Origin of the sequence: Capnocytophaga sp. (genome assembly GCF_030532915.1) — a bacterium.
Taxonomy (GTDB): domain Bacteria; phylum Bacteroidota; class Bacteroidia; order Flavobacteriales; family Flavobacteriaceae; genus Capnocytophaga.
This window is the reverse complement of record NZ_JAUNKD010000001.1, coordinates 1-21134: the sequence shown is the minus strand read 5'-3', so window position 1 is coordinate 21134 and position 21134 is coordinate 1. Positions and strand designations below refer to the sequence as shown.

General features: G+C 40.7%; 16 protein-coding genes. 12 read left to right on the top strand and 4 right to left on the bottom strand.

The window, feature by feature from the left end; all coding sequences use genetic code 11:
* Nucleotide 1: 1 nt before the first annotated feature.
* Genes Q4D72_RS00080 through mraZ form a run of 4 tightly spaced genes read right to left on the bottom strand, consistent with a single transcriptional unit; the run spans nucleotide 2 to nucleotide 3785 of the window.
* Entirely contained in the window at nucleotides 2–2020 is a 2019-nt protein-coding gene (locus Q4D72_RS00080) for a penicillin-binding protein (protein WP_303075364.1), read from the bottom strand.
* A gap of 50 nt (nucleotides 2021–2070) precedes the next feature.
* The gene (locus tag Q4D72_RS00075; protein WP_303075363.1) at nucleotides 2071–2400 is read right to left on the bottom strand and encodes an FtsL-like putative cell division protein; all 330 of its coding nucleotides are present in this window, start codon (nucleotides 2398–2400) and stop codon (nucleotides 2071–2073) included.
* Nucleotides 2401–2428: 28 nt separating this feature from the next.
* Nucleotides 2429–3337, bottom strand: coding sequence for a 16S rRNA (cytosine(1402)-N(4))-methyltransferase RsmH (gene rsmH / locus Q4D72_RS00070; RefSeq protein ID WP_303075362.1), 909 nt, complete (start codon nucleotides 3335–3337; stop codon nucleotides 2429–2431).
* A complete protein-coding gene (gene mraZ, locus Q4D72_RS00065; protein WP_303075361.1) occupies nucleotides 3330–3785 on the bottom strand; it encodes a division/cell wall cluster transcriptional repressor MraZ in 456 nt (151 codons plus the stop codon). The genes rsmH and mraZ overlap by 8 nt, the downstream gene beginning before the upstream one ends.
* 435 nt (nucleotides 3786–4220) lie before the next feature.
* Here mraZ and Q4D72_RS00060 point away from each other — a divergent pair, with 435 nt between their 5' ends.
* From Q4D72_RS00060 to Q4D72_RS00005, 12 genes are all read left to right on the top strand, one after another.
* Complete coding sequence (locus Q4D72_RS00060; RefSeq protein ID WP_303075360.1) at nucleotides 4221–4763, top strand: DUF177 domain-containing protein; 543 nt, start codon at nucleotides 4221–4223, stop codon at nucleotides 4761–4763.
* 3 nt (nucleotides 4764–4766) lie between these two features.
* Nucleotides 4767–4961, top strand: coding sequence for a 50S ribosomal protein L32 (rpmF, locus tag Q4D72_RS00055; protein ID WP_303075359.1), 195 nt, complete (start codon nucleotides 4767–4769; stop codon nucleotides 4959–4961).
* A gap of 221 nt (nucleotides 4962–5182) precedes the next feature.
* A complete protein-coding gene (locus Q4D72_RS00050) occupies nucleotides 5183–6496 on the top strand; it encodes a TolC family protein (protein WP_303075358.1) in 1314 nt (437 codons plus the stop codon).
* 50 nt (nucleotides 6497–6546) lie between these two features.
* Nucleotides 6547–7812 carry an efflux RND transporter periplasmic adaptor subunit gene (locus tag Q4D72_RS00045; RefSeq protein ID WP_303075357.1) on the top strand — a complete coding sequence of 422 codons (1266 nt, stop codon included), beginning with the start codon at nucleotides 6547–6549 and terminating at the stop codon, nucleotides 7810–7812.
* A gap of 193 nt (nucleotides 7813–8005) precedes the next feature.
* Nucleotides 8006–8593, top strand: coding sequence for a peptide deformylase (gene def, locus Q4D72_RS00040; RefSeq protein ID WP_303075356.1), 588 nt, complete (start codon nucleotides 8006–8008; stop codon nucleotides 8591–8593).
* A gap of 43 nt (nucleotides 8594–8636) precedes the next feature.
* Nucleotides 8637–9050 carry a DUF5606 domain-containing protein gene (locus Q4D72_RS00035; protein ID WP_303075355.1) on the top strand — a complete coding sequence of 138 codons (414 nt, stop codon included), beginning with the start codon at nucleotides 8637–8639 and terminating at the stop codon, nucleotides 9048–9050.
* A gap of 197 nt (nucleotides 9051–9247) precedes the next feature.
* Nucleotides 9248–9832, top strand: a complete 585-nt coding sequence (gene ruvA / locus Q4D72_RS00030) for a Holliday junction branch migration protein RuvA (RefSeq protein ID WP_303075354.1) — start codon at nucleotides 9248–9250, stop codon at nucleotides 9830–9832.
* Nucleotides 9832–11259, top strand: a complete 1428-nt coding sequence (locus Q4D72_RS00025) for a hypothetical protein (RefSeq protein WP_303075353.1) — start codon at nucleotides 9832–9834, stop codon at nucleotides 11257–11259. The genes ruvA and Q4D72_RS00025 overlap by 1 nt, the downstream gene beginning before the upstream one ends.
* 75 nt (nucleotides 11260–11334) lie before the next feature.
* The gene (sprA, locus tag Q4D72_RS00020) at nucleotides 11335–18342 is read left to right on the top strand and encodes a cell surface protein SprA (protein WP_303075475.1); all 7008 of its coding nucleotides are present in this window, start codon (nucleotides 11335–11337) and stop codon (nucleotides 18340–18342) included.
* 243 nt (nucleotides 18343–18585) lie between these two features.
* Entirely contained in the window at nucleotides 18586–19317 is a 732-nt protein-coding gene (locus Q4D72_RS00015; protein ID WP_303075352.1) for a hypothetical protein, read from the top strand.
* 220 nt (nucleotides 19318–19537) lie between these two features.
* On the top strand, nucleotides 19538–20278 hold the full coding sequence (locus Q4D72_RS00010; protein WP_303075351.1) for a DNA alkylation repair protein: 741 nt from the start codon (nucleotides 19538–19540) through the stop codon (nucleotides 20276–20278).
* A 33-nt stretch (nucleotides 20279–20311) separates the two neighbouring features.
* Nucleotides 20312–21134, top strand: an 823-nt coding sequence (locus tag Q4D72_RS00005; protein ID WP_303075350.1) for a Mur ligase family protein, incomplete at its 3' end; no start/stop codon positions are given.

Genomic DNA, 21134 nt, shown 5'->3' with positions numbered 1-21134 from the left:
TTTAGGTGTTTTCTAACGTAAGTGTGATGTTTTTGTTACTTCCTATCTTTTGTCCGCCGGAAATCGATTGGGTTTTGACCTTGCCCTCACCGATAAGGCGTACTTTTAGTCCCATATTCTCTAAAAGCGCCACGGCGTCCATAGCATCCATACCCACAACACTGGGAACGATAGTTTTGTACTTCTGCGCTTTGGCGTAATAATCGTTGTACTTGTTCTCGGTGGCTTCGGAGGCTCGGTTTACGTCTTCAACGGTGTCAATTAAGAGTGAATTGGTATAAATTTTCTGTGCGATGCTTTTAAAAACGGGTCCCGATACGTCAGCGCCGTAATATCCGACACTTTTATCGGGTTCGTGAATCACGACAATGCACGAATACTTCGGATTTTCTACCGGAAAGAATCCGGCAAAGGATGAAATGTAGCTAAGTTTGGAACGGTCGTTGCTTCCGTAGTTCTTACGGGCTGTACCGGTCTTTCCCGCCATTGAAAAATCAGGTGAATAGAGTTTATGAGCCGTTCCGTAGGGTTTTTGAACCACGCTCGCCAGCAAACCTTTGGCTTTTTGTGCCGTTTCTTTGGAACAAATGCGCTCGTTGATGATTTCCACGTTAAATTTTTCGATTGTTTTGTTCCATTCACGCACTTCTTTAATGAGTCGGGGCTTTACCATCACGCCATTGTTGGCAATTGCATTGTAAAAAGTCAAACTCTGCAAGGGAGTGAGCTTTAATCCGTAGCCGAAGGACATCCATTCAAGCGAAATACCGCTCCAATTCTTGTCTTTGGGCTTTGGAATGTACGGATTGCCCTCTCCCAAGATGGGTAAGCCCAAAGGCTGGTCTAAATGCATCTCGGTCAGCTTGCCGGTGAACTCCTTCGGGTTTTTGGAAAACAAATGATGCACCATTTCGGTCATTCCCACGTTTGACGACACGGCAAACGCTTTGGCGATATTGATTTTGCCGGTGAAACTGCGCTGAGAGTCCTCCACGGTTTCGTTGTAATATGTGTTTTTCCCGTTTTTGATGTCCACAACATAAGTAGTGTCGATGCCGGCTTGGTCAATGGCTGCCACGACCGACATTAATTTGAAGATAGACCCGGGTTCGTGTGCCTCCCCGATGGCGTAGTTGTACCTTTCGGCGTAAGTGTCGTTCTTTGGGTTGAGCTCCAAGTTGGAAATAGCCTTAATCTCGCCGGAATTTACTTCCATCACGATGACACAACCGTGTTTTGCTTTGTATTTTCGGAGTTGTGTGAGCAGGGCGTGGTGGGCGATGTCCTGAATGTTGATATTTATGGAGGAAACCACGTCGTAGCCGTCTTTGGGTTCGATAATGTTAAAGCCGCTGGCTAATTTCCATTGCCCTTTCGCTATTTTTTGTTCCAATCGACGCCCTTTTGTTCCCATAAGGTAGTTGGAGTAAGCGCCTTCAAGCCCAACGCGTGTGGTGTATCCGTTTTCGTCGGTGCGTTCATAACCGATGCTTCGGTGAGCGATTCCTCCGAGCGGATATTCGCGTTTCACTTTGCGTTCAACGATTAATCCGCCTTTATACGGACCTTTTTCAAACAACGGAAAGCGTTTGATGCGCAAATAATCGGAATATCCTAACTGATTGGCGATAAGGAGGTAACGATTTTTGTTTAAACGTTCTTTTTTTAAGAGATTTTGATAGTAAGAAGTTGATTTTCCGAACATTTTAGCCAGAGAATCACTTAGTGGTTTAACGTAGGCTTTGAAGTTTTTTGCTGAAGGCGCGATGGCATCCCAACGGATGTCATATCGGGTTACGGAAGTGGCAAGCAAACTGCCGTCATCAGAGTACAAATTGCCTTGGCTGGGAATGATTTCAGCCTCGCGCAAGGTGGTTTCTTCGGCTTTTGCTCGATATTGGTCGCCTTCAATCTGTATTTTTATAAGTTTCACGGAAATAACAACGGCTAACAACAACATACCAATCGCAACGATGTAAGTACGAGCCAATATCTTTTTGTCATTCTTTGTTTTTGCCATTGTTTTTGTGTTTTTCGGTTTGATTTTTACGTCGAAAGTGTGTTTTTGAGTTATTCCTTAATAATTACTTTGATTTTTTGTGGTGGTTTTTCGGGTTGTTTGAGTCCTTTGCTTTTAAGTTTTTCCAATAAGGACGATTCCAGTTTTACTTTTTGCAAATTTGAGCGTACATCAACAAATTGGCTTTTAAGTTCATTGACCTCGTCATTGAGTTTGGCAATTTGATGCACTTTTTTATCCACGTTGTGAGAGCTGGTAATCATAATCACACCCAAAATGAACAAAAACGCGATGAATGTCCAGTTTTTCGTGGCTTCTTTGCCTTCTACCAGAAATTTTCCGCGTAAAATATTCTTTATTTCATTGGTTGCTTTTCCCATTGTGTTTGTTACTTGTATGTAGGTGTGTTTAAATTCGTTGTGCGATGCGCAATTTGGCGCTTCGGGCGCGGTTGTTTTGTTGTATTTCTGTTTCTGACGGAACGATTAATCCGCCTACTTTTTTAAACGGAAGGAAAACGTTTCCGAAAAAGTCTTTTTCAGGAGCACCTTCAAATTGCCCGTCGCGAATAAAACGTTTTACCAATCGGTCTTCCAATGAATGGTAGCTGATGAGGCTTATGCGTCCGCCAACTTCAACAATATCGGGCAGTTGCAACAAAAACTCTTCCAAAACCTGCATTTCTTGATTTACTTCAATGCGAATGGCTTGGTAGATTTGTGCCAGCGTTTTATTTTCTTTAAATTTCTGCAAAAAAGGTTTTAAAATTTGTTGTAATTGACTGCCGGTTACGATTTTTTGTTCGGTTCGGGCGGTTGTAATGGCTCGGGCGATGGCTTTGGCATTTTTGAGTTCGCCGTATTTGAAAAAAATGCTTATTAATTCATTTTCAGTGTATTCATTTAAAATATTTTGAGCCGAAATGGTTTGATTTTGATTCATTCGCATATCCAAAATGCCTTCAAAACGGGTTGAAAATCCGCGTTGTGGCTCATCAAATTGATGTGACGATACGCCAAAATCGCCCAAAACGCCATCTACTTTACGCACCCCGTAGAATTTTAAATAGCGTTTTATGTATCTGAAATTCTGATTGATAAGCGTAAAACGCTCGTCGTCGATGGCGTTTTTCAGAGCGTCATTGTCTTGGTCAAAGGCAAATAATTTTCCGTTTGCGCTCAACCGATTGAGAATTTCGCGCGAATGCCCGCCGCCGCCAAAGGTTACGTCCACGTAAGTGCCGTTTTCTTTAATTGCCAGTGCATCAATGCTTTCGTTGAGTAAAACGGGCTTGTGATATGTATTTGTGTTATCCATTTTGCAATCCTCCCATTACGCGTTCTGCCAAATTCGAAAACTCTTCGGGACTGGTGTAAACAGCCCGTTCGTACGAGGTTTTATCCCAAATCTCAACCCGATTTCCTAATGCCGAAAGCACGATTTCTTTGTCAATTTTTGAAAACTCAATCAAATCTTTGGGAATGAGCATTCGGCCAACTGAGTCAATTTCAATAAGTTTCACGCCCGACATAAATTTTCGGATAAAATCATTATTCTCTTTCACATACCAATTTAGGCTGTTGATTTTTTGCATTTCCAAATCCCATTCTTCTCTTGTGTAAAAATCAATACATCGCTGAAAGTCAGAGCGTTTCAACACAAAATGCGTTTCACTTTCTCCCAGCTGTTTTTTTAGTGAAGCCGGAAGAGCCACCCGCCCTTTTGCATCGATTTTACATTCGTATGTGCCTATGAGAATTGCCATTGAAAATGTTTATCAGAAAATACCGGACAAAAATAGAAAAAAAATCCCACATTCCACCACTTTTTGACACATTGTTGTTGTTTTTTTGAAATTTTGCTGTTTTTTAACTAAATTCGGCTGTGGTTATTATGGAGAAATATTTTATAACTCATAAAATCTGTTTTATGATTAAGTTGTTTATTTATAGAGGTTTATATTTTTTTGCTATGCGGAATAAAATGTTAATTACCAATACTGTAAAAAGATTTTTTGTGCTGAAAAATAATTCGGATTGTCAATCATTTTGCGATACACCCAAAAAGGATTTTGTTTGTTTAAAATTCCCGATTTGTGAGGCAATCTGAAAAATATTTTTAAAAAATTATTGACAAATTGGAATAAAGTTGTATCTTTGCACACGCTTAGTTTGGTTTTTTTACGCCAAACTTACAGATAATGAAGAAGTTAAAGGAATATAACATCTCTTTTGCAGGTTTAAAACAAGGTGAACATCAGTTTGTTTATGAGATTGATGCACACTTTTTGAGTTTGTTTGGATTTGATGAGGTAAATGCTATAAAACAGATAGTTGCGGTTTTGCTGAACAAAAAAACAACCCTGCTTGAACTTCATTTTAAAAATGAAGGTATTGTAAACGTGAACTGTGACCTTTCAAACGAGCCTTTTGATATGAAAGTACAAGGCAGTTTAGACCTTGTGGTTAAGTTTGGCGAGGAATTTAATGATGAAAATGAGGAATTGTTGATTTTGCCTTATGGTGAAAGTCAAGTGAATGTGGCTCAGTACATTTATGAATTGATAGTACTTTCAATTCCGGCAAAGCGGGTGCATCCTGAGGTTGCAAACGGAACGTTACATTCCGAAATTTTAGACCGTTTGGAAGCTTTAACACCCAAAGAAAATTTTCAAGAAAGTGATGAAATAGACCCGAGATGGGAAAGTTTAAAAAAAATAATAATAACTGATAAAGATAAATAAGAAATGGCACATCCTAAGAGAAGACAGTCAAAAACAAGAAGAGATAAGAGAAGAACACACGATAAAGCCGTAGTTCCGCAAATTGCAAAAGACCCTGTAACAGGAGAGAATCACCTGTATCACAGAGCTCACTGGCACGAAGGTAAATTGTACTACCGCGGGCAAGTGTTGGTGGACACTACCGAGCAAGCGAGCTAATACGGAAATTTGGTATCATAATTATATAATTTTTAAGTTATTCTGAGAAAGCCTTCTTTTATAAGAGGGCTTTTTTGATTTTGATTTACAGAGAGTTAGTTTTTTCTTCTGAAAAATAAACATAAAAAACACGTTTATTTTGAAAAAAAGTACTACTTTGGCAGGCAGAATTCAGCTTTATGATTCAAATAATCATTTGAACAACAAAATTGAGAGAAACAATGAAAAAAAGCATACTTGCATTCTTGATTTTATGTCCGTTGGTGGGATTTTCGCAAACTTTTTGGACGCTGGAACAGTGCATTGACCACGCCTTGAAGCACAATATTTCCATCAAACAATCTGAAATAGACGTGCACGCTACATCGGTTGACAGGTTACAGGCGAAAGCCGCATTTTTGCCCTCGCTGAACGGAAATGTGGTTTACAATTTCAACGAAGGAAAAAACATTAATCCGGTTACCAATCAGTATGAAAATGCGTTTTTTCAGTCGGCTTCGGGTGGGGTTAGTATGGATTTGACTCTGTTTGCGGGTTTGCAAAATTGGCGAAGACTCAAACAAACCGAACTTGGCAGGATGGCATCACAATACAACCTTGATAAAATGAAGGACGATGTTGTTCTGATGATAATGAATGCCTATCTCGAAATTCTTTCTAACAAAGAGCAAATCAAAACATTAACGCTGCAACTTGCCACTTCAAAAGAAAATTTGCAGCGCACGCGTGATTTAATTGATGCGGGCTCACTGCCACAAGGCGATATTTATGAGGTTGAGTCGCAAATTCTTCTGCAAGAACAGCAAATTATCACTACTGAAAATGCACTGTTTATCTCGAAAATGGGGTTGGCACAGTTGTTATTACTCAAAAATTATCAGGATTTTGATGTGATTGATACTTCAATTGAGGTTCCTATCACTGATATTTTGGCAAAAACACCGGCGGAAATTTTTCAACAAGCCAAAGAAGTGCTTCAAGATGTTAAAATAGCCCAAGCTAATGTGGATTTAGCCGAAAATAATTTAAAAATAGCGCGTTCGGCTTATTCTCCGCGACTTTCGGCGCAGTGGGGTTACAACACACGATGGTCTAAAAATCAGTTGCAAAACTTTTGGGAACAGTTAGATGCCAACAAAGGAATGTATGCAGGATTGTCGCTTTCAGTGCCGATTTTTAACGGACTTTCAACACATTCAAATGTTAAGCGACAGGAACTCAATCTTTTAAAAAGTCAGTGGAACAAAGAACAAGCCGAACTTGCCACAGAACGAACTGTTTATCAGGCTTATACTGATGCTTCTAACGCCAAAAAACTCTTTGAGGCAACTCAAAAAACCGTGCAGGCCAAACAACAATCGTATGCCTATGCCCAAGAACGTTATGCCGTGGGGCTGATGAACACCTTTGATTTTAATCAAACCAAATATCAGTACGAAAATGCTGAAAATGAAATGATACGGGCAAAATATCAGTACATTCTCAAAATAAAAGTATTAGATTATTATTTTAACGGACTTAACGCCGGAAAATAGTTTGATTTGCATATAACCAATTGATTTTGTTTTATATATAATTAGTAGTTATGAAAAAAAAGACAGTATTAATTATTGGGGTAGTCACTTTCGCTTTGATATTGCTTGTTGTGGGAAAAAAAGCAGGCTGGTTTGGTGATGAACCCGATGGAAAAGAGGTTGAAATACAGCAAGTTTTAGTAACCACGCTAACACAAAAAGTGTCGGCAACCGGAAAAATTCAGCCCGAATTGGAAATTAAACTTTCATCAGAGGTTTCCGGTGAAATTATAGAACTTCCTGTCATTGAGGGGCAAATGGTGAAAAAAGGTGATTTGCTGGTGCGCATCAATCCGGATATATATGAATCGGTAGTGAATCGAAGCGTGGCAGGGCTTGAAACCGTAAAAGCCTCGTTACAACAAGCCGAAGCAAGCCTTAAAGAAAGTGAAGAAAGCTACAAACGAAGCCAAATTCTTTTTGAGAAAGGCGTTATATCAAAATCAGATTGGGAAAAAGCAACCTCGGCTTACGATATCGCTAAAGCAAACAGAGAATCAGCTCGTTACAATGTGCAAAGTGCGATGGCAAGTGTGAGTGAATCACGTGATAATCTAAGAAAAACAACTGTTTTCTCGCCAACCGACGGAACCATTTCCAAACTGAATGTTGAGTTGGGCGAGCGTGTCGTGGGAACGTTGCAAATGGCAGGAACTGAAATTATGCGCGTTGCCGACCTGAGCCGTATGGAAGTGGAAGTGGACGTCAATGAAAACGACATCGTAAAAGTAAATATTGGTGATAGTGTTGATATTGAGGTAGATGCCTATTTGAAAAAAGTGTTCAAAGGGGTGGTTACAAACATTGCCAACACTGCCAATACCACCGCAAGCGTAGACCAAGTTACCAACTTTAAGGTGAAAATCCGGATTGAAGTTTCGTCATACCAAGATTTGTTAAAAGACAAAAAAGCGGGTTATTCGCCCTTCCGACCCGGAATGACGGCAACAGCCAACATTCTCACGCAAACCAAAAAAGACGTATTGGCAGTGCCTATAAGCGCCGTTGTTATAAAAAAAATGGTTGAAATTAACCCCGATGTAACCAAAGAAGAAGCTGATAAACGCCAAGAAGCCGTTTTTGTTTTGAAAGACGGAAAGGCTCATCTTAAAGCAGTTACCACCGGAATTCAGGATAATGTTAATATCGAAATCCTTTCAGGACTTGAAAAAGACGAGCAAGTGCTTACAGGACCCTACACCGTGTTGAGCAAAACACTCAAAAAAGGCGATAAAGTAGTGAAAAAATCGGAAACAAAACAAGATGAATCATTGTAAAAGAGGTATGTGTTATTTGTTTATTTCCAGAAGAATACATTTTTAAATACATGAGAATTTATCAAAGTCCGTGCATTTAAAAAAGGAATTGGACGTGTTGATTCTTCCGGCGTGTCTAAAATTTTTAATCTAACGGAAGTTTTGCCTTTCAAGTTAATTTCTTACTTTTGCATCTTTAATACGAAAATAAATTATGGTTTTACCTATCGTAGCTTATGGTGATCCGGTTCTCAGAAAAGTCGCAACCGAAATAACCGCTGATTATCCCAATCTCAAAACGCTGATAGCCAATATGTATGAAACAATGGAGACGAGTCACGGCGTGGGATTAGCGGCGCCACAAATCGGGTTGCCCATTCGTTTGTTTGTCATTGACGCTTCGCCTTTTGCCGAAGACGACGATTTAAGTGCGGAAGAACAAAAATTTTTAAAAAAGTTCAGAAAAACGTTCATCAACGCTCAAATTATGGAAGAAACGGGCGATATGTGGAGTTTTAATGAAGGTTGTTTGAGTATTCCGGGGGTTCGGGAAGATGTTTCGCGTCATAAAAAACTGACTATTAGATATGTAGATGAAAAGTTTGTTCCGCAAGAACTCACCGTTGATGGGCTTGCGGCGCGCATCATTCAGCACGAGTACGACCATATTGAAGGGATTTTGTTCACCGATAAACTTTCGGCTTTCAAAAAACGATTGCTGAAAGGAAAATTGGCTGACATCAGCAAAGGAAAAGTAAGGGTTGATTACAGAATGCGTTTCCCCGATGCGAAAAAAAGATAAAGTAAATTGTTGAATATCATAAAATTAAATCTATAAATAAAAGATGAATTTAAGTAAAATTTTAGCCATTTCAGGCAAGCCGGGATTATATCATTTGGACTCACAAACACGCACAGGCTTTTTGGCAACGTCGTTGGCTGACGGAAAGCGGGTTTCGGTAGGTATTCGCAACAATGTGAGTTTACTTTCGGAAATTGCCATTTATACGTTGGAAAAGGAAGTGCCTCTTGCTGAGGTATTTAAAAATATCAAGGAAAAAGAAAATAACGAAAAGGCAAGTGTTTCGCCAAAATCGGACAATGCCACGTTAGAGGAATATTTTTTCAGCGTCTTACCCAATTACGATGAGGACCGCGTGTATGCAAGCGACATCAAAAAAGTGATTCAGTGGTACAATTTGCTCCTCGAAAAAGGTTTTTTAGAAGAAGTTCCGGTTGAACAAACAGAAAACCAATAGGTTATGTATTATAAATTCTAAAGCGATGTATAACACATCGCTTTTTTTGTAACTTGTTCAAAATTTTCAAAAACGGAATAAAATCACTTGATTTGTTAAAATTTTGGGCTGAAATCTTAAAAAAACAATTGTTTTTGCAAAAAAAGTTTTCATATAAAAATATATTTCATAATTTAGCGGTTTAGAATCCGATAGAAATGATTACGCAACTGCAAGGAAAACTCATCGAAAAAAATCCGACCTACGTGGTAATTGACTGCGGAGGGGTGGGGTATTTTGTGAATATTACGCTTCATACGTTTTCATCACTCCCTGATAATGAAAATATTAAGTTATACACGCATCTGCAAATCAAAGAAGATGCTCACACGCTTTACGGCTTTTTAACCAAGGCGGAACGCGAGGTTTTCGTGTTGCTGTTATCGGTTTCGGGGGTGGGGGCAAGCACGGCACGAACGATGCTCTCCTCATTGACGGCGGCTCACGTGCGTAGTGCCATTATCAACGGCGATGTCGCTACAATTCAGTCAGTTAAGGGGATTGGATCCAAAACCGCACAACGGGTTATTTTGGATTTGAAAGACAAAATGACAAAACTCCAAGATTTTGACGATGTGCCTTATAATGAGGTGAATACCAACAAAGAAGAAGCCCTTGCCGCCCTTGAAGTGTTAGGATTTGCCCGAAAACAAGCTGAAAAAGTGGTGGATAAAATCATAAAATCGGCAGGAGGCGAAATTTCAGTGGAAGAAATCATCAAACAAGCATTAAAAAGTTTATAATGAATGAGTTGTCGTTTTCAATAGGTGATGTATTTGCAGTTTGGCTCGAGCGGTTTAACTGCTTTTTTCCGTGCCAGATTCTTGAAAAAAATCAAGACAATCAGCTTTTGGTGCTGGTTTTCAATCTTTTTGAGTCTGAAAAACCGAGTATTGACAACATCAAACATTGGCGACCGCTCTACAATGACCATCATTATTGGCAAAAGGAAATTTTTTGCGGTTGGATAACTGATTTTCAATCGCTTAATCCTATATTTTTAGGAAATGCCTCGCCTGTTTCTATTCCAAAGGAAAAACAAATCGATAAATGGACGGTTCACAGCACGGAACAGATTGAATCTCAATATCTTTGGCAACAGCTTGACCCTGAAATTCAAAAGAATTTTAAATCGCAAAAATATTCCAAAATTTGGATAAAAGACACTTTGCCCACCGCGGATTTTTTTAAAGATTTACCACAAAAAAATCGCTATGCTTACGAGCTTGAAAGTGATTTTTTAATGGCGGAACTGATTGATTATTTGGCAAATACGCCGATGCTTATCACGCTACATCTTCCACAAAAACAAAACCCCAAAGTGGTGGATATTTCAAAAACGCATCTTCGCGATTTGCATCTGAATATCAGCAATGTAGAGCAGTTGATTTTAAATCCGTTGCTGGTTGATTTGGTTTTGACGGGCGATTTTTCGTCTTTAAAAACGATTGTCTGTCCGTTTGGCGGAAAATTACTGAATCTGCAACTGAATTTGGAAAATTCGTACTTTGATTTTTCGGGCTTGGAGCAGGTGAAAAAGGTTCGCATTTTTTCCAATCAAAAAAACACCATCGATGTGCAAAATATCGTGCAATGTTTGCCACAAATAAGCGATATGCTCATCAATGGGCAAAATGCAAACTTGCATAACACTCTGTATTTCAAAGAATTAAAAAACTTAAAAAGCCTTTGGATGACCAATGTTTATGGTTTTGATAAGTTTGTTCAACTTGTCGATTTGCCTTTGTTGGAAAAACTTTGGGTGTGGAGTATTCCAAAATCGGTGGGCGATGTCATCAAAAAAGAATTTGGCAAACTACCTGATTTTGAGGCGAAACAATTGCGCTCGGAAGCGTGGTTAGAAGCCAATTTGGGCAATCCGTTTGCCGCTTGGGACGGACGAGACGGCACCAGCCCCACCATCGCCAAAAAAGCGATGAAAGCCTATACCGACTCGTATAAAAAATTGGACAAAAAAGACCTAAAATCCGAAGAAAAAGAGGCGATTTTGACTGATTTTATTCAAATTTTTAATCAAATCGATAAAAAACATTCCATTGACACCTTAGAACGCGAAGAAATTTGGGAGGCTTTCACAAAACTTGCCCAATTAACCTCGCTTGGTAATAAAAAAATTGAAACCATTTTTGAAAATCACCGTGATTTTTAATAAAATTATCGGAAAAAATATAGAATTATGAAGAAATCTTTGAAAATTCTAAATCTATTACTGCTTTTAACAACAATGCCGCTTTTCGGACAAGAATCGCCGAAAGACAGCATTACGGTCAAGAATAATATCCCGAAAATCGGACTGAAAAAGCCCGAGAGCATCGTGTATAAGTATACTTATAATCCGCAACTTAACAAATATGTGTATACGCAAAAATTGGGCGAGTACGACCTTTCAACGCCGATGTTTCTTTCCGTTAAGGAATACGAAGATTTGGTGCTTCGCGAGCGGATGCGGGCGTATTACAAAGAAAAATGGGACGCCGTTGATGAAAGTAAATCTGGTGAAAACAAGAAAAACGTGCAACGCGATTTGTTGCCCGATTTGTACGTCAATTCCGATTTTTTTGAAAGTATTTTCGGCGGACGAAACATTGATATTATTCCGCAAGGAAACGTGGGGATTGACTTGGGTGTGCGTTACACCAAAAACGACAATCCTGCCATAACACCGCGAAACAGAAGCACTTGGGGTTTGGATTTTGACCAGCGTATCAGTTTGGGACTCACCGGAAAAATCGGTACGCGTTTGCAACTCAGTGCCCAGTATGACACGCAGGCCTCGTTTGATTTTCAGAATGTTTTTAAATTGGAATACGAACCCAATGAAGACGATATTATCCAAAAAGTGGAGTTGGGAAATATTTCAATGCCAATGTCTAACTCGCTCATTACCGGCTCACAAAGTCTGTTTGGGGTAAAAACCGAACTGAAATTCGGGCGTACGACCATCACGGGTGTTTTTTCCGAGCAGAAATCCGAGCGGAAAACCGTAACGGCACAGGGCGGCGGCACGGTTACCGAGTTTGATTTCACCGCTTTGGATTATGACGAAAACCGAAACTTCTTTTTGGCACAATTCTTTCGCGACCAATATGATAAGGCGTTGGAAAATTATCCGTTTATTAATAGCAAAGTGCAAATCACCCGTTTGGAAGTTTGGGTAACCAACCGAAACAACCGCACGGGGAATATTCGTAACATATTGGCTTTGCAAGATTTAGGGGAAGTTCGTCCTGAAAACACGCGAATCAATCAAAACGCTCCGGCGGGTTTCTTCTCGTCCACGACCAATAATATGCCTGCCAACAGTGCCAACCGGTACGACCCTACCCAAATCGGGAAATCGGGTTCGGTACTGACCGATGCCATTCGTGATGTGGCAACCTTGCAACAGGGTTTCGGTACGCTTTCGTCCATCGTAAATCAGGGTTATGATTATGCCGTGATTGAAAACGCCCGAAAATTAGAAGAAGGAATTGATTATAAGATAGATACTAAGCTGGGTTACATCTCACTGAACACCGCATTGAGTAGCGATGAAGTGCTGGCGGTGGCGTATCAATATACTTACGGAAGCCAAGTGTATCAGGTGGGTGAGTTTGCCAATGACGGAATTTCGGCAACGAGTTACAACATCTCAACTGCCAATAATGCTATTACTAATAACTTGTTGGTTTTAAAGATGTTGAAAAGTAATCGGTTGAGTGTTAAAGACCCAATTTGGGATTTGATGATGAAAAACGTGTATTCATTAGGAAGCGGGCAGTTAGACCCTGAAGATTTCCGAATGAATATTTATTATTCTGACCCATCGCCTATCAATTACATTACAAAAGTTTCAGATGTTGGCTGGCCTACCGGATTGGAAGACAAAATATTACTCAATCTTTTTAATTTCGACCGACTTAATAAATACAACGACCCGCAACCCGGCGGAGACGGATTTTTTGACTTTTTGCCCGGTATTACGGTTGATGAACAATACGGAAAAATTTTCTTTACCAAAGTGGAGCCTTTCGGTGAGTTTTTGCACAAAACCTTGGGCGGCGGTGATTATTCAAATCCGGCGACGTACAACGAAAATCAGAAAAAATACGTGTATCCGAGTTTGTACGGCAACACCAAAACCGAAGCCCAAATGGACGGAAACAAAAACAAATTCCAGCTCAAAGGGCGTTACAAATCATCGGGCAGGAGAGGAATTTCGCTCGGTGCGTTCAACGTACCACGCGGTTCGGTTACGGTTACGGCGGGTGGGCGTATTTTGGTGGAAGGGATTGATTATTTAGTTGATTACCAGTCCGGAACAGTGGAAATTACCAATCCGAGTTTGGAGGCTTCAAACTTACCGATTCAGGTTTCGGTTGAAAATAATTTGATTTTCGGCGGACAAACCACCCGTTTTATGGGCTTGAACATCGAACATAAAATTAATGACAAATTCATTTTGGGAGCTTCGGTGGTGAACCTTCGCGAACGCCCTTATACGCAGAAAACAAGCTACGGACAAGAGTCGGTGAACAACACGATTTTCGGTTTCGGCGGAACGTATTCTACCGAATTACCTTTCTTGACGCGTCTGGTGAATCGCATTCCGACGATAAAATCAGATGTGGCTTCCAATCTTTCGGTGCGTGGTGAATTTGCTTATTTGGTGCCCGGAACTCCGAAAGGTGATGATTTTGACGGTGAAACAACGGTGTATCTTGATGATTTTGAGTCTGCTCAAACCACGATTGATATCCGCTCGCCATTGGCTTGGAAATTAGCAAGTACGCCTTTGGAATTTGGTAAAGGCGGAAAAACAGGCAAACAGGAACTTTTCGGAACTTCGCCCGATGACAAAACCAATCTTGAAAACGGCTACGGACGGGCTAAAATGGCGTGGTATACCATCGACCCGATTTTCTATTCGCCTCAAAAACCTTCGGATGTTAGCGGTGATGAAATCTCGAAAAACAGCACGCGTCGAATTTATATTGAAGAACTATTTCCGGAGCAGCAAGTGGCTCAAGGACAAACGCTTGTGCAACCAACCTTAGACCTTGCTTACTATCCGAATGCCAAAGGGCAGTACAATAACAATCCGGCGTTTGCTTCGGCTAATGCCGATGAAAAATGGGCGGGAATTATGCGGGGAATGACCTATTCCGATTTCCGCGAAAGCAACATCGAATACATTCAATTTTGGATGCTTGACCCTTATACTTCGGGCGAATATTCGGGTACGGGTGAACTTGTTTTTAACCTCGGAAATATCTCGGAAGACGTGCTTAAAGACGGACGAAAACAGTACGAAAACGGCTTGCCGGGGCTTTCATCTTCATCAAGCGTTAATACTTCTTCTTGGGGAAAAACACCCGGGGCGCAGTCACTTTTGTATGCTTTTGACGGAAGTGCCGAAAACCGAGCCTTGCAAGATGTGGGGCTGGACGGGTTACCAAATTCCGAAGAGGCTTCGTTTTATACCAATAACGTAGCCGAATCGCCCAATGACCCCGCTTTGGATAATTACGAATATTATTTAGCCCGAGGCGGAAGCATTTTAAATCGTTATTACAACTACAACGGAACGGAAGGCAACTCGCCCGTAGCGGTGGGAGACAACAATAGAGGTTCTACAACAGTTCCTGATTATGAAGATATTAATGCCGATTTCACGATGAATACGGCAAATAATTATTTTGAATATCGTTTGCCCATCAAACCTAATATTTCACGAGGCGATAAATACGTAAACGACATTCGTACGGTTTCGGTGGAAGCCCCCAACGGAAGGAATGTATCCGCCCGATGGATTCAGTTTAAAATTCCGATTTCGGAAGGAAAAATGGTGCGTGAGGGGTACAATTTTCCGTTAAGCCCGAATGATGAAATTGATATTATCAACTCCATTACACATATGCGAATGTATATGACGGGCTTTTCGCAAGAAATGTTGTTACGTTTCGGAACGCTGGATTTGGTGCGTGGCGATTGGCGTTATTACAATTACACGCTGAGCTCCGACTTGGACGACCCGTCAGATGACAACACACATACTGAAATCAATTCGGTGAATTTAATTGAAAATGAGACACGTACGCCCATTCCGTATGTGATGCCTCCGGGGGTTCATCGTGAGCGTATCAATATGAATAATTCACTGATTGAACAGAATGAACAATCGCTCTCATACATCGTTGACGGATTGGAATCGTTTGACAGTAGGGCGGTGTACAAGGTGATGAGCTTAGACCTTCGGCAGTACAAATACATAAAGATGTTTGTTCACGCCGAGGCATATAACAATAAACCGCTGTATGACAATCAGATGGTAGCTTTTATGCGTATCGGTACGGACTTTAACGAGAATTATTACCAAGTGGAAATCCCGTTGCAAGTAACGCCGTCGGGGTCTAACAATCAAGCACTTATCTGGCCTAACGTGAATCAATTAACCATTCCGATGGAAGTGCTTACTAAAATGAAAGCCATCGGGTTGCGCAATCAAACGCTCAATGACGCCACCTATTACGATGCCAATTTGAACGTCGTAACCGAAAATACACCGCATACACCCGGTGAAAACCGATACGCCATTAAGGGAAATCCGTCTTTGGGAAGCGTGCGTTCGGTGATGATTGGGGTGAAAAACGTGTCCGGAAACTCAGCAAGTGGTGAATTTTGGTTTAATGAATTGCGTGTGGCGGAATTGGTAAACAACGGCGGCTGGGCAATGGTTGGGGCGCTTGATGCCAACGCTTCGGAGTTGCTAAACGTTTCAGCCACAGGGCGAATGAACACGGTAGGTTTCGGGGCAGTTGACCAAGCTCCGAATCAGCGCGCTATTGAATCTACCAAGGAATACGACGTGGTGATGAATGTCAATGCCGGCAAGTTGCTTCCTTCAAAATGGAATATGCAAATTCCGGTGAGTTTAAATCACGCTCAGAAACTTTCAACGCCTGAGTATGACCCTGTTTATCAGGATATTCGTTTGAAAGACCGACTAAGCGTGGCGCAAACACCGCAAGAGCGGCAAGCCATCAAGGAACAAGCCGAAAACCTCACCCTGCGCCGAGGCATCAACCTTATCGGTGTGAAAAAAGGATTTAGTGAAGGGCAGAAAAAACGTTTTTATAACATTGAGAATTTCACGTTTAATTACGCTTACAATGAGGTAAATCACCACGATTATGAACTTGAATATGAGGACGAACAGAACGTGCGCACGGGCTTGCTTTACAACTATGCTTTTACGCCTAAAACGGTAGAGCCTTTCAAAAAATCACAACGTTTTTCAAGCAACAGGTATTGGAAATGGTTGGCTGACTTGAATTTGAATTTGTTGCCTGCCAGCGTAACGTTCTCGTCAAACATTACGCGTTCGTTCACTAAACAGCTTTTCAGAGACGTTTACTTTGAAGGTGTGGATATTACCAAGCAAAAAACAATGCCCGAGTTGCAGCAACGCAACTATTTGATGGATTATCAAGTGGGGATTAATTACAACATAACCCGTTCATTGCGAGTTAATTTCAATGCAACGAATAATAGCATCGTTCGGAATTATTATCTGTATGATGCCAACGGCGAAGTAACGGGCGTTCGGAAAGAAGCCGGTTTGTGGGATAATTTCTGGGATTTGGGCGACCCGAATCATTTCTTCTCCAAATTTCAAGTGAATTATGAACTTCCGTTTTCGAAGTTTCCGTTTTTGCAATTTATCAAGGCAAATTACACGTATTCAGGCGATTTCGATTGGCAACGAGGTTCACAAACCTTGTTGGAACTTGCCAAACACGACATCAATACGTTGCAAAACGCCAATACGCATAACTTGACCGCCAATATGTCTTTCGACCAGCTTTATGCCTATTTGGGAGTAAAACCCACACCGCGAAATGAAAAAGCAAGTGTCTGGAAGTCATTGGCTACGATGGTGAAACGTGCGGGAATCAACTATTCGGAAACCAACGGGACAACCTTGCCGGGTTATACCCAAAATGTTGGATTTTTAGGCACTACCAAGCCGTCGTTAGGTTTTATGTTCGGAAGTCAAGCCGACATCCGTTATGAAATGGCTAAAAAAGGATATTTAACCAATTTTGCCGATTTCAACGATCAGTTTTTGCAATCGAAAGAACGCGATTTGACCATTACGGCTAATTTGCAACCCATTCCGGATTTACAAATTGACCTGACCGCAAAACGCCAATACACAGATAATTACACCGAAACCTTTGAAGTTCCTAACCAAACTTATCAGAAATTGGTGGGCAACCAAGTGGGGAATTTCAACATTAATACGAACCTGATAGCCACCACGTTCTACAAGGTTGATGAATACAATTCGGAAGGATTTGAACAATTTAAGAAAAACAGAATTACCGTTGCCCGCCGATTGGCAACTCAGCGGGGCATTAACCTGAACGACCCTGCCAATATAGATGCCGACGGCTATCCGAAAGGTTTTGGAAAAACCAATCAGGCGGTGATGATTCCGGCGTTTTTGGCGGCATATTCGGGTCAGAGTGCCGAAGGCGTATCGCTTGGAGCATTTAAGAACATTCCGATTCCGGAGTGGAGCATTCGTTACACGGGCTTGATGCGCTTGGAGCCAATCAAAAAGGCTTTCCGCCGATTTAGTTTGTCGCACGCTTACAGAGCAAGCTATTCGCTCAGTGAATTCCGTACGAATTTGGAATACGACCCTGCCGATTTAAACAAAGTAAACGCTTCGGGCGATTTCCTCAATGAAAAACTCTTCACCAATGTAACGTTGGTGGAACAGTTCAATCCGCTGTTGCGCGCCGATATGGAGATGAAAAATTCGGTTAGTATTCTCGCCGAATTAGGCAGGGAACGAACCATTTCTATCAGTTTGGATAATGATTATCTGACCGAAATCATCAGTAAAGAGTACAAACTCGGGTTGGGTTATCGCATCAAAGATTTGCGTTTTGTTACCAAATTTGCCGGAACCCGAACCACCTTAAAAAGTGATTTAATACTGAAAGGAACGCTTTCATACCGCGATGAGTTTACCGTAATCCGAAATATGGAAGTGTTTAACAATCAAGTAACCGCCGGACAAACTAGCTGGATAGGCAACTTCTCGGCAGAATATAATTTGAGTAAAAGTTTGCTGGCATCGTACTATTTGCAGTATAATTTCTCAAAATCGGCGATATCCACTGCCTTCCCGCTGACTACCGTCAGAACGGGCTTGTCGTTGCGATACACGTTTAATTAATTGTAATTCACAGTAATACAAAGCCGAAAGCAAAATAAGGTTTTCGGCTTTGTTGTTTTAAAACGTACATATACAATGAGTAGCCTATTGATAGGGAATGGATTATATTCTTTCCGAAAAATTAATAAGGTGAAATTGTTTATTTTCGTTTTTCTTTAAAAAGTAAAATAAGAATGATTTTTTTGAAAGATAATACAATTGTTTGAATAAAAAACAGTTATCAAGATTTTAAAAATAAAAACGATGAAAAAAATACTTTTAATTGCCGTTTTGATAGGATTTTTACAATCCTGCACCGTGAATATGGATGTGACCTTCCATAAAGACCAAACCACCAGTTTTCTGATTGAGTTGGATGTCAAGGAAAGCGAAGGAGCTTCGGAGTTGCTGAAAACGATGCCGGATTCGTCCAATCAGAAACTGCCCAAAGATTGGAAAACGCTGTACCAACTCGCTGAGGAAGAGGGCAAACCCATTCACAAAGACTCGGTGGAATTGGCTAAAAAAATTGCCGTAAAAGGGCTGTTCGTAGGGGACACGCCCTCAGGATTTGCCTTTAAAATAGACCGACTTTCCAATCAGGAGTTGGACGAGATTGAAAAATCTGATAATAAGGAACATAAGATAATTTCGCCCTTTGTAAATTCGGCAGACGACTGGGACGGCAAACGCCTTGTTCTCGATATGGAAGAGCTTTTCAAAACAGGCTACGAAACCGACAAAACCGACAAAAAGACACAAAACGAAGCCGAAAGCAGTGGCGAACTTGAAGATAAAATACAAGATTTTGCCCAAATGCTTGAAATGCAAATCAATTTTACCTTCCGATTTGAAAACAAGATAAAATCTATCAAAGGGAAGCACGAGAATTTCAAAAAAATTGACGACCACACGGTGCAAGTCCGTAGGGAACTCAACGAGGAAACGAAAAAATCTAAAACAAACGACAAGAAAATTATCATTACCACGGAGTGATTTTTTTGGGGGAAGATTCAAAACTTTGGCAAGGTGTAAGAAGAAGTAAAGCAACAAGAACCCCAATAAACTTTATTTTAAGTACATTTGCAGAAACCGATTTTTAAGGATTATTTTAAAAATCCTCCGAAAAAAAGAAAATGAAACGAAAATAGTATCTCGAAGAAACAAAAAATTTAGTGAATATAGTTATTTAGAAATAAGTAGAATAGAGCAAAAAATGGGAACAAATTATAGTATTACCGAACAATTTGGTGTTAATCTTGCTGAACTTTTAGCCGAAAAAATCATTTTGGTTTATCCTGATTTTCAAGGAAAAAAGTTTATAAAAGAAGTGGAGCAAAGAGTAGAAGGACAAACCTATACACAACGCGTAGGGACGATTGCCGAGCTATTGCGAAAATACCTTCCCACGGATTACCAAACGGCATTACAGATTTTGGTAGCTATCTTGGGCGAGGAAAATCCAAACGAAACGGGAATGTTTACTCATTATTATTGGATTTTGCCCATCGGAAAGTTTGTACAGGAATACGGTACGGAACATTTTGAGGTATCTGTAAAGGCTATTGAGGAGATAACCAAAAGAAACACAGGCGAATACTGTATTCGTCCATACATCAGAAAATATCCTGAAAAGTCGCTAAAAATTATTGAAAAATGGGCAAAGTCGCCGAATTTTCATTTGAGACGATTGGCAAGTGAGGGACTTCGTCCGAAATTGCCTTGGGCGAGTAAATTGGACACTTTTATCAATAATCCAAAGCCTGTTTTTCGCATTTTGGAATTGCTCAAAGAAGACGAAATTATGTTCGTAAAGAAATCTGTTGCAAATCATTTAACGGATTGGCTTAAAGTGAATTATGAAGCGGTAGTGCCTCTTATCAGACGTTGGCAACAATCTGAAAATAAACATACTCAGTGGATTATCAAACGAGCTACAAGAAAGATTGAAGTGTAAAAAAGGATTATTTTCGTAATAAAAACAAAATTTATGAACCTAAAAAAATTATTACAAAACGTAGAAATCATTTCCCTTTCGGGGGAAACCAACCGCGAGGTGGGCAATATCGTGCAGGATTCAAGAGCCGTAAAATCCAACGACCTATTTATCGCCATCAAAGGAACGGCCGCTGACGGACATTTATTTATCGATAAAGCCATTGAAAACGGAGCGAAAACCCTTGTATGCGAGGAATTTCCGAAGGAAATTCCCTCCGAAATCACATATATAAAGGTAAAGGATAGTGTATCGGCATTAGCAACGATGGCATCCAATTTTTACGACAATCCGTCCGAAAGGCTCAAACTCGTGGGTATCACTGGCACTAACGGAAAAACCACCACCACGAGTCTGCTTTATCAGTTGTTCCGAAAAGTGGGCTACAAGGTGGGACTGATTTCCACCATCGCCATTTACGTCGATGACCAAAAATTCGAGACGAAAAACACCACGCCCGACATCTTGACTTTGAATAAATACCTGAAAATGATGGTCGATGCAGGTTGTCAGTATTGCTTTATGGAAGTCAGTTCGCACGGCGTGGAACAGCGTCGCATCGAGGGATTGCACTTTGCAGGGGGCGTTTTTACCAATCTGACGCACGACCACCTCGACTATCATCAGACCTTCGCCAACTATCGCGATGCCAAAAAGAAATTTTTCGACCGATTGCCCAAAACCGCTTTTGCCCTGACCAATATCGACGATAAAAACGGAAGCGTAATGCTCCAAAATACCAAAGCCCAACGCAAAACCTACGCCCTGAAATCCTTTGCCGATTATCGTTTGCAAATCCTTGAAAATCAGTTTTCGG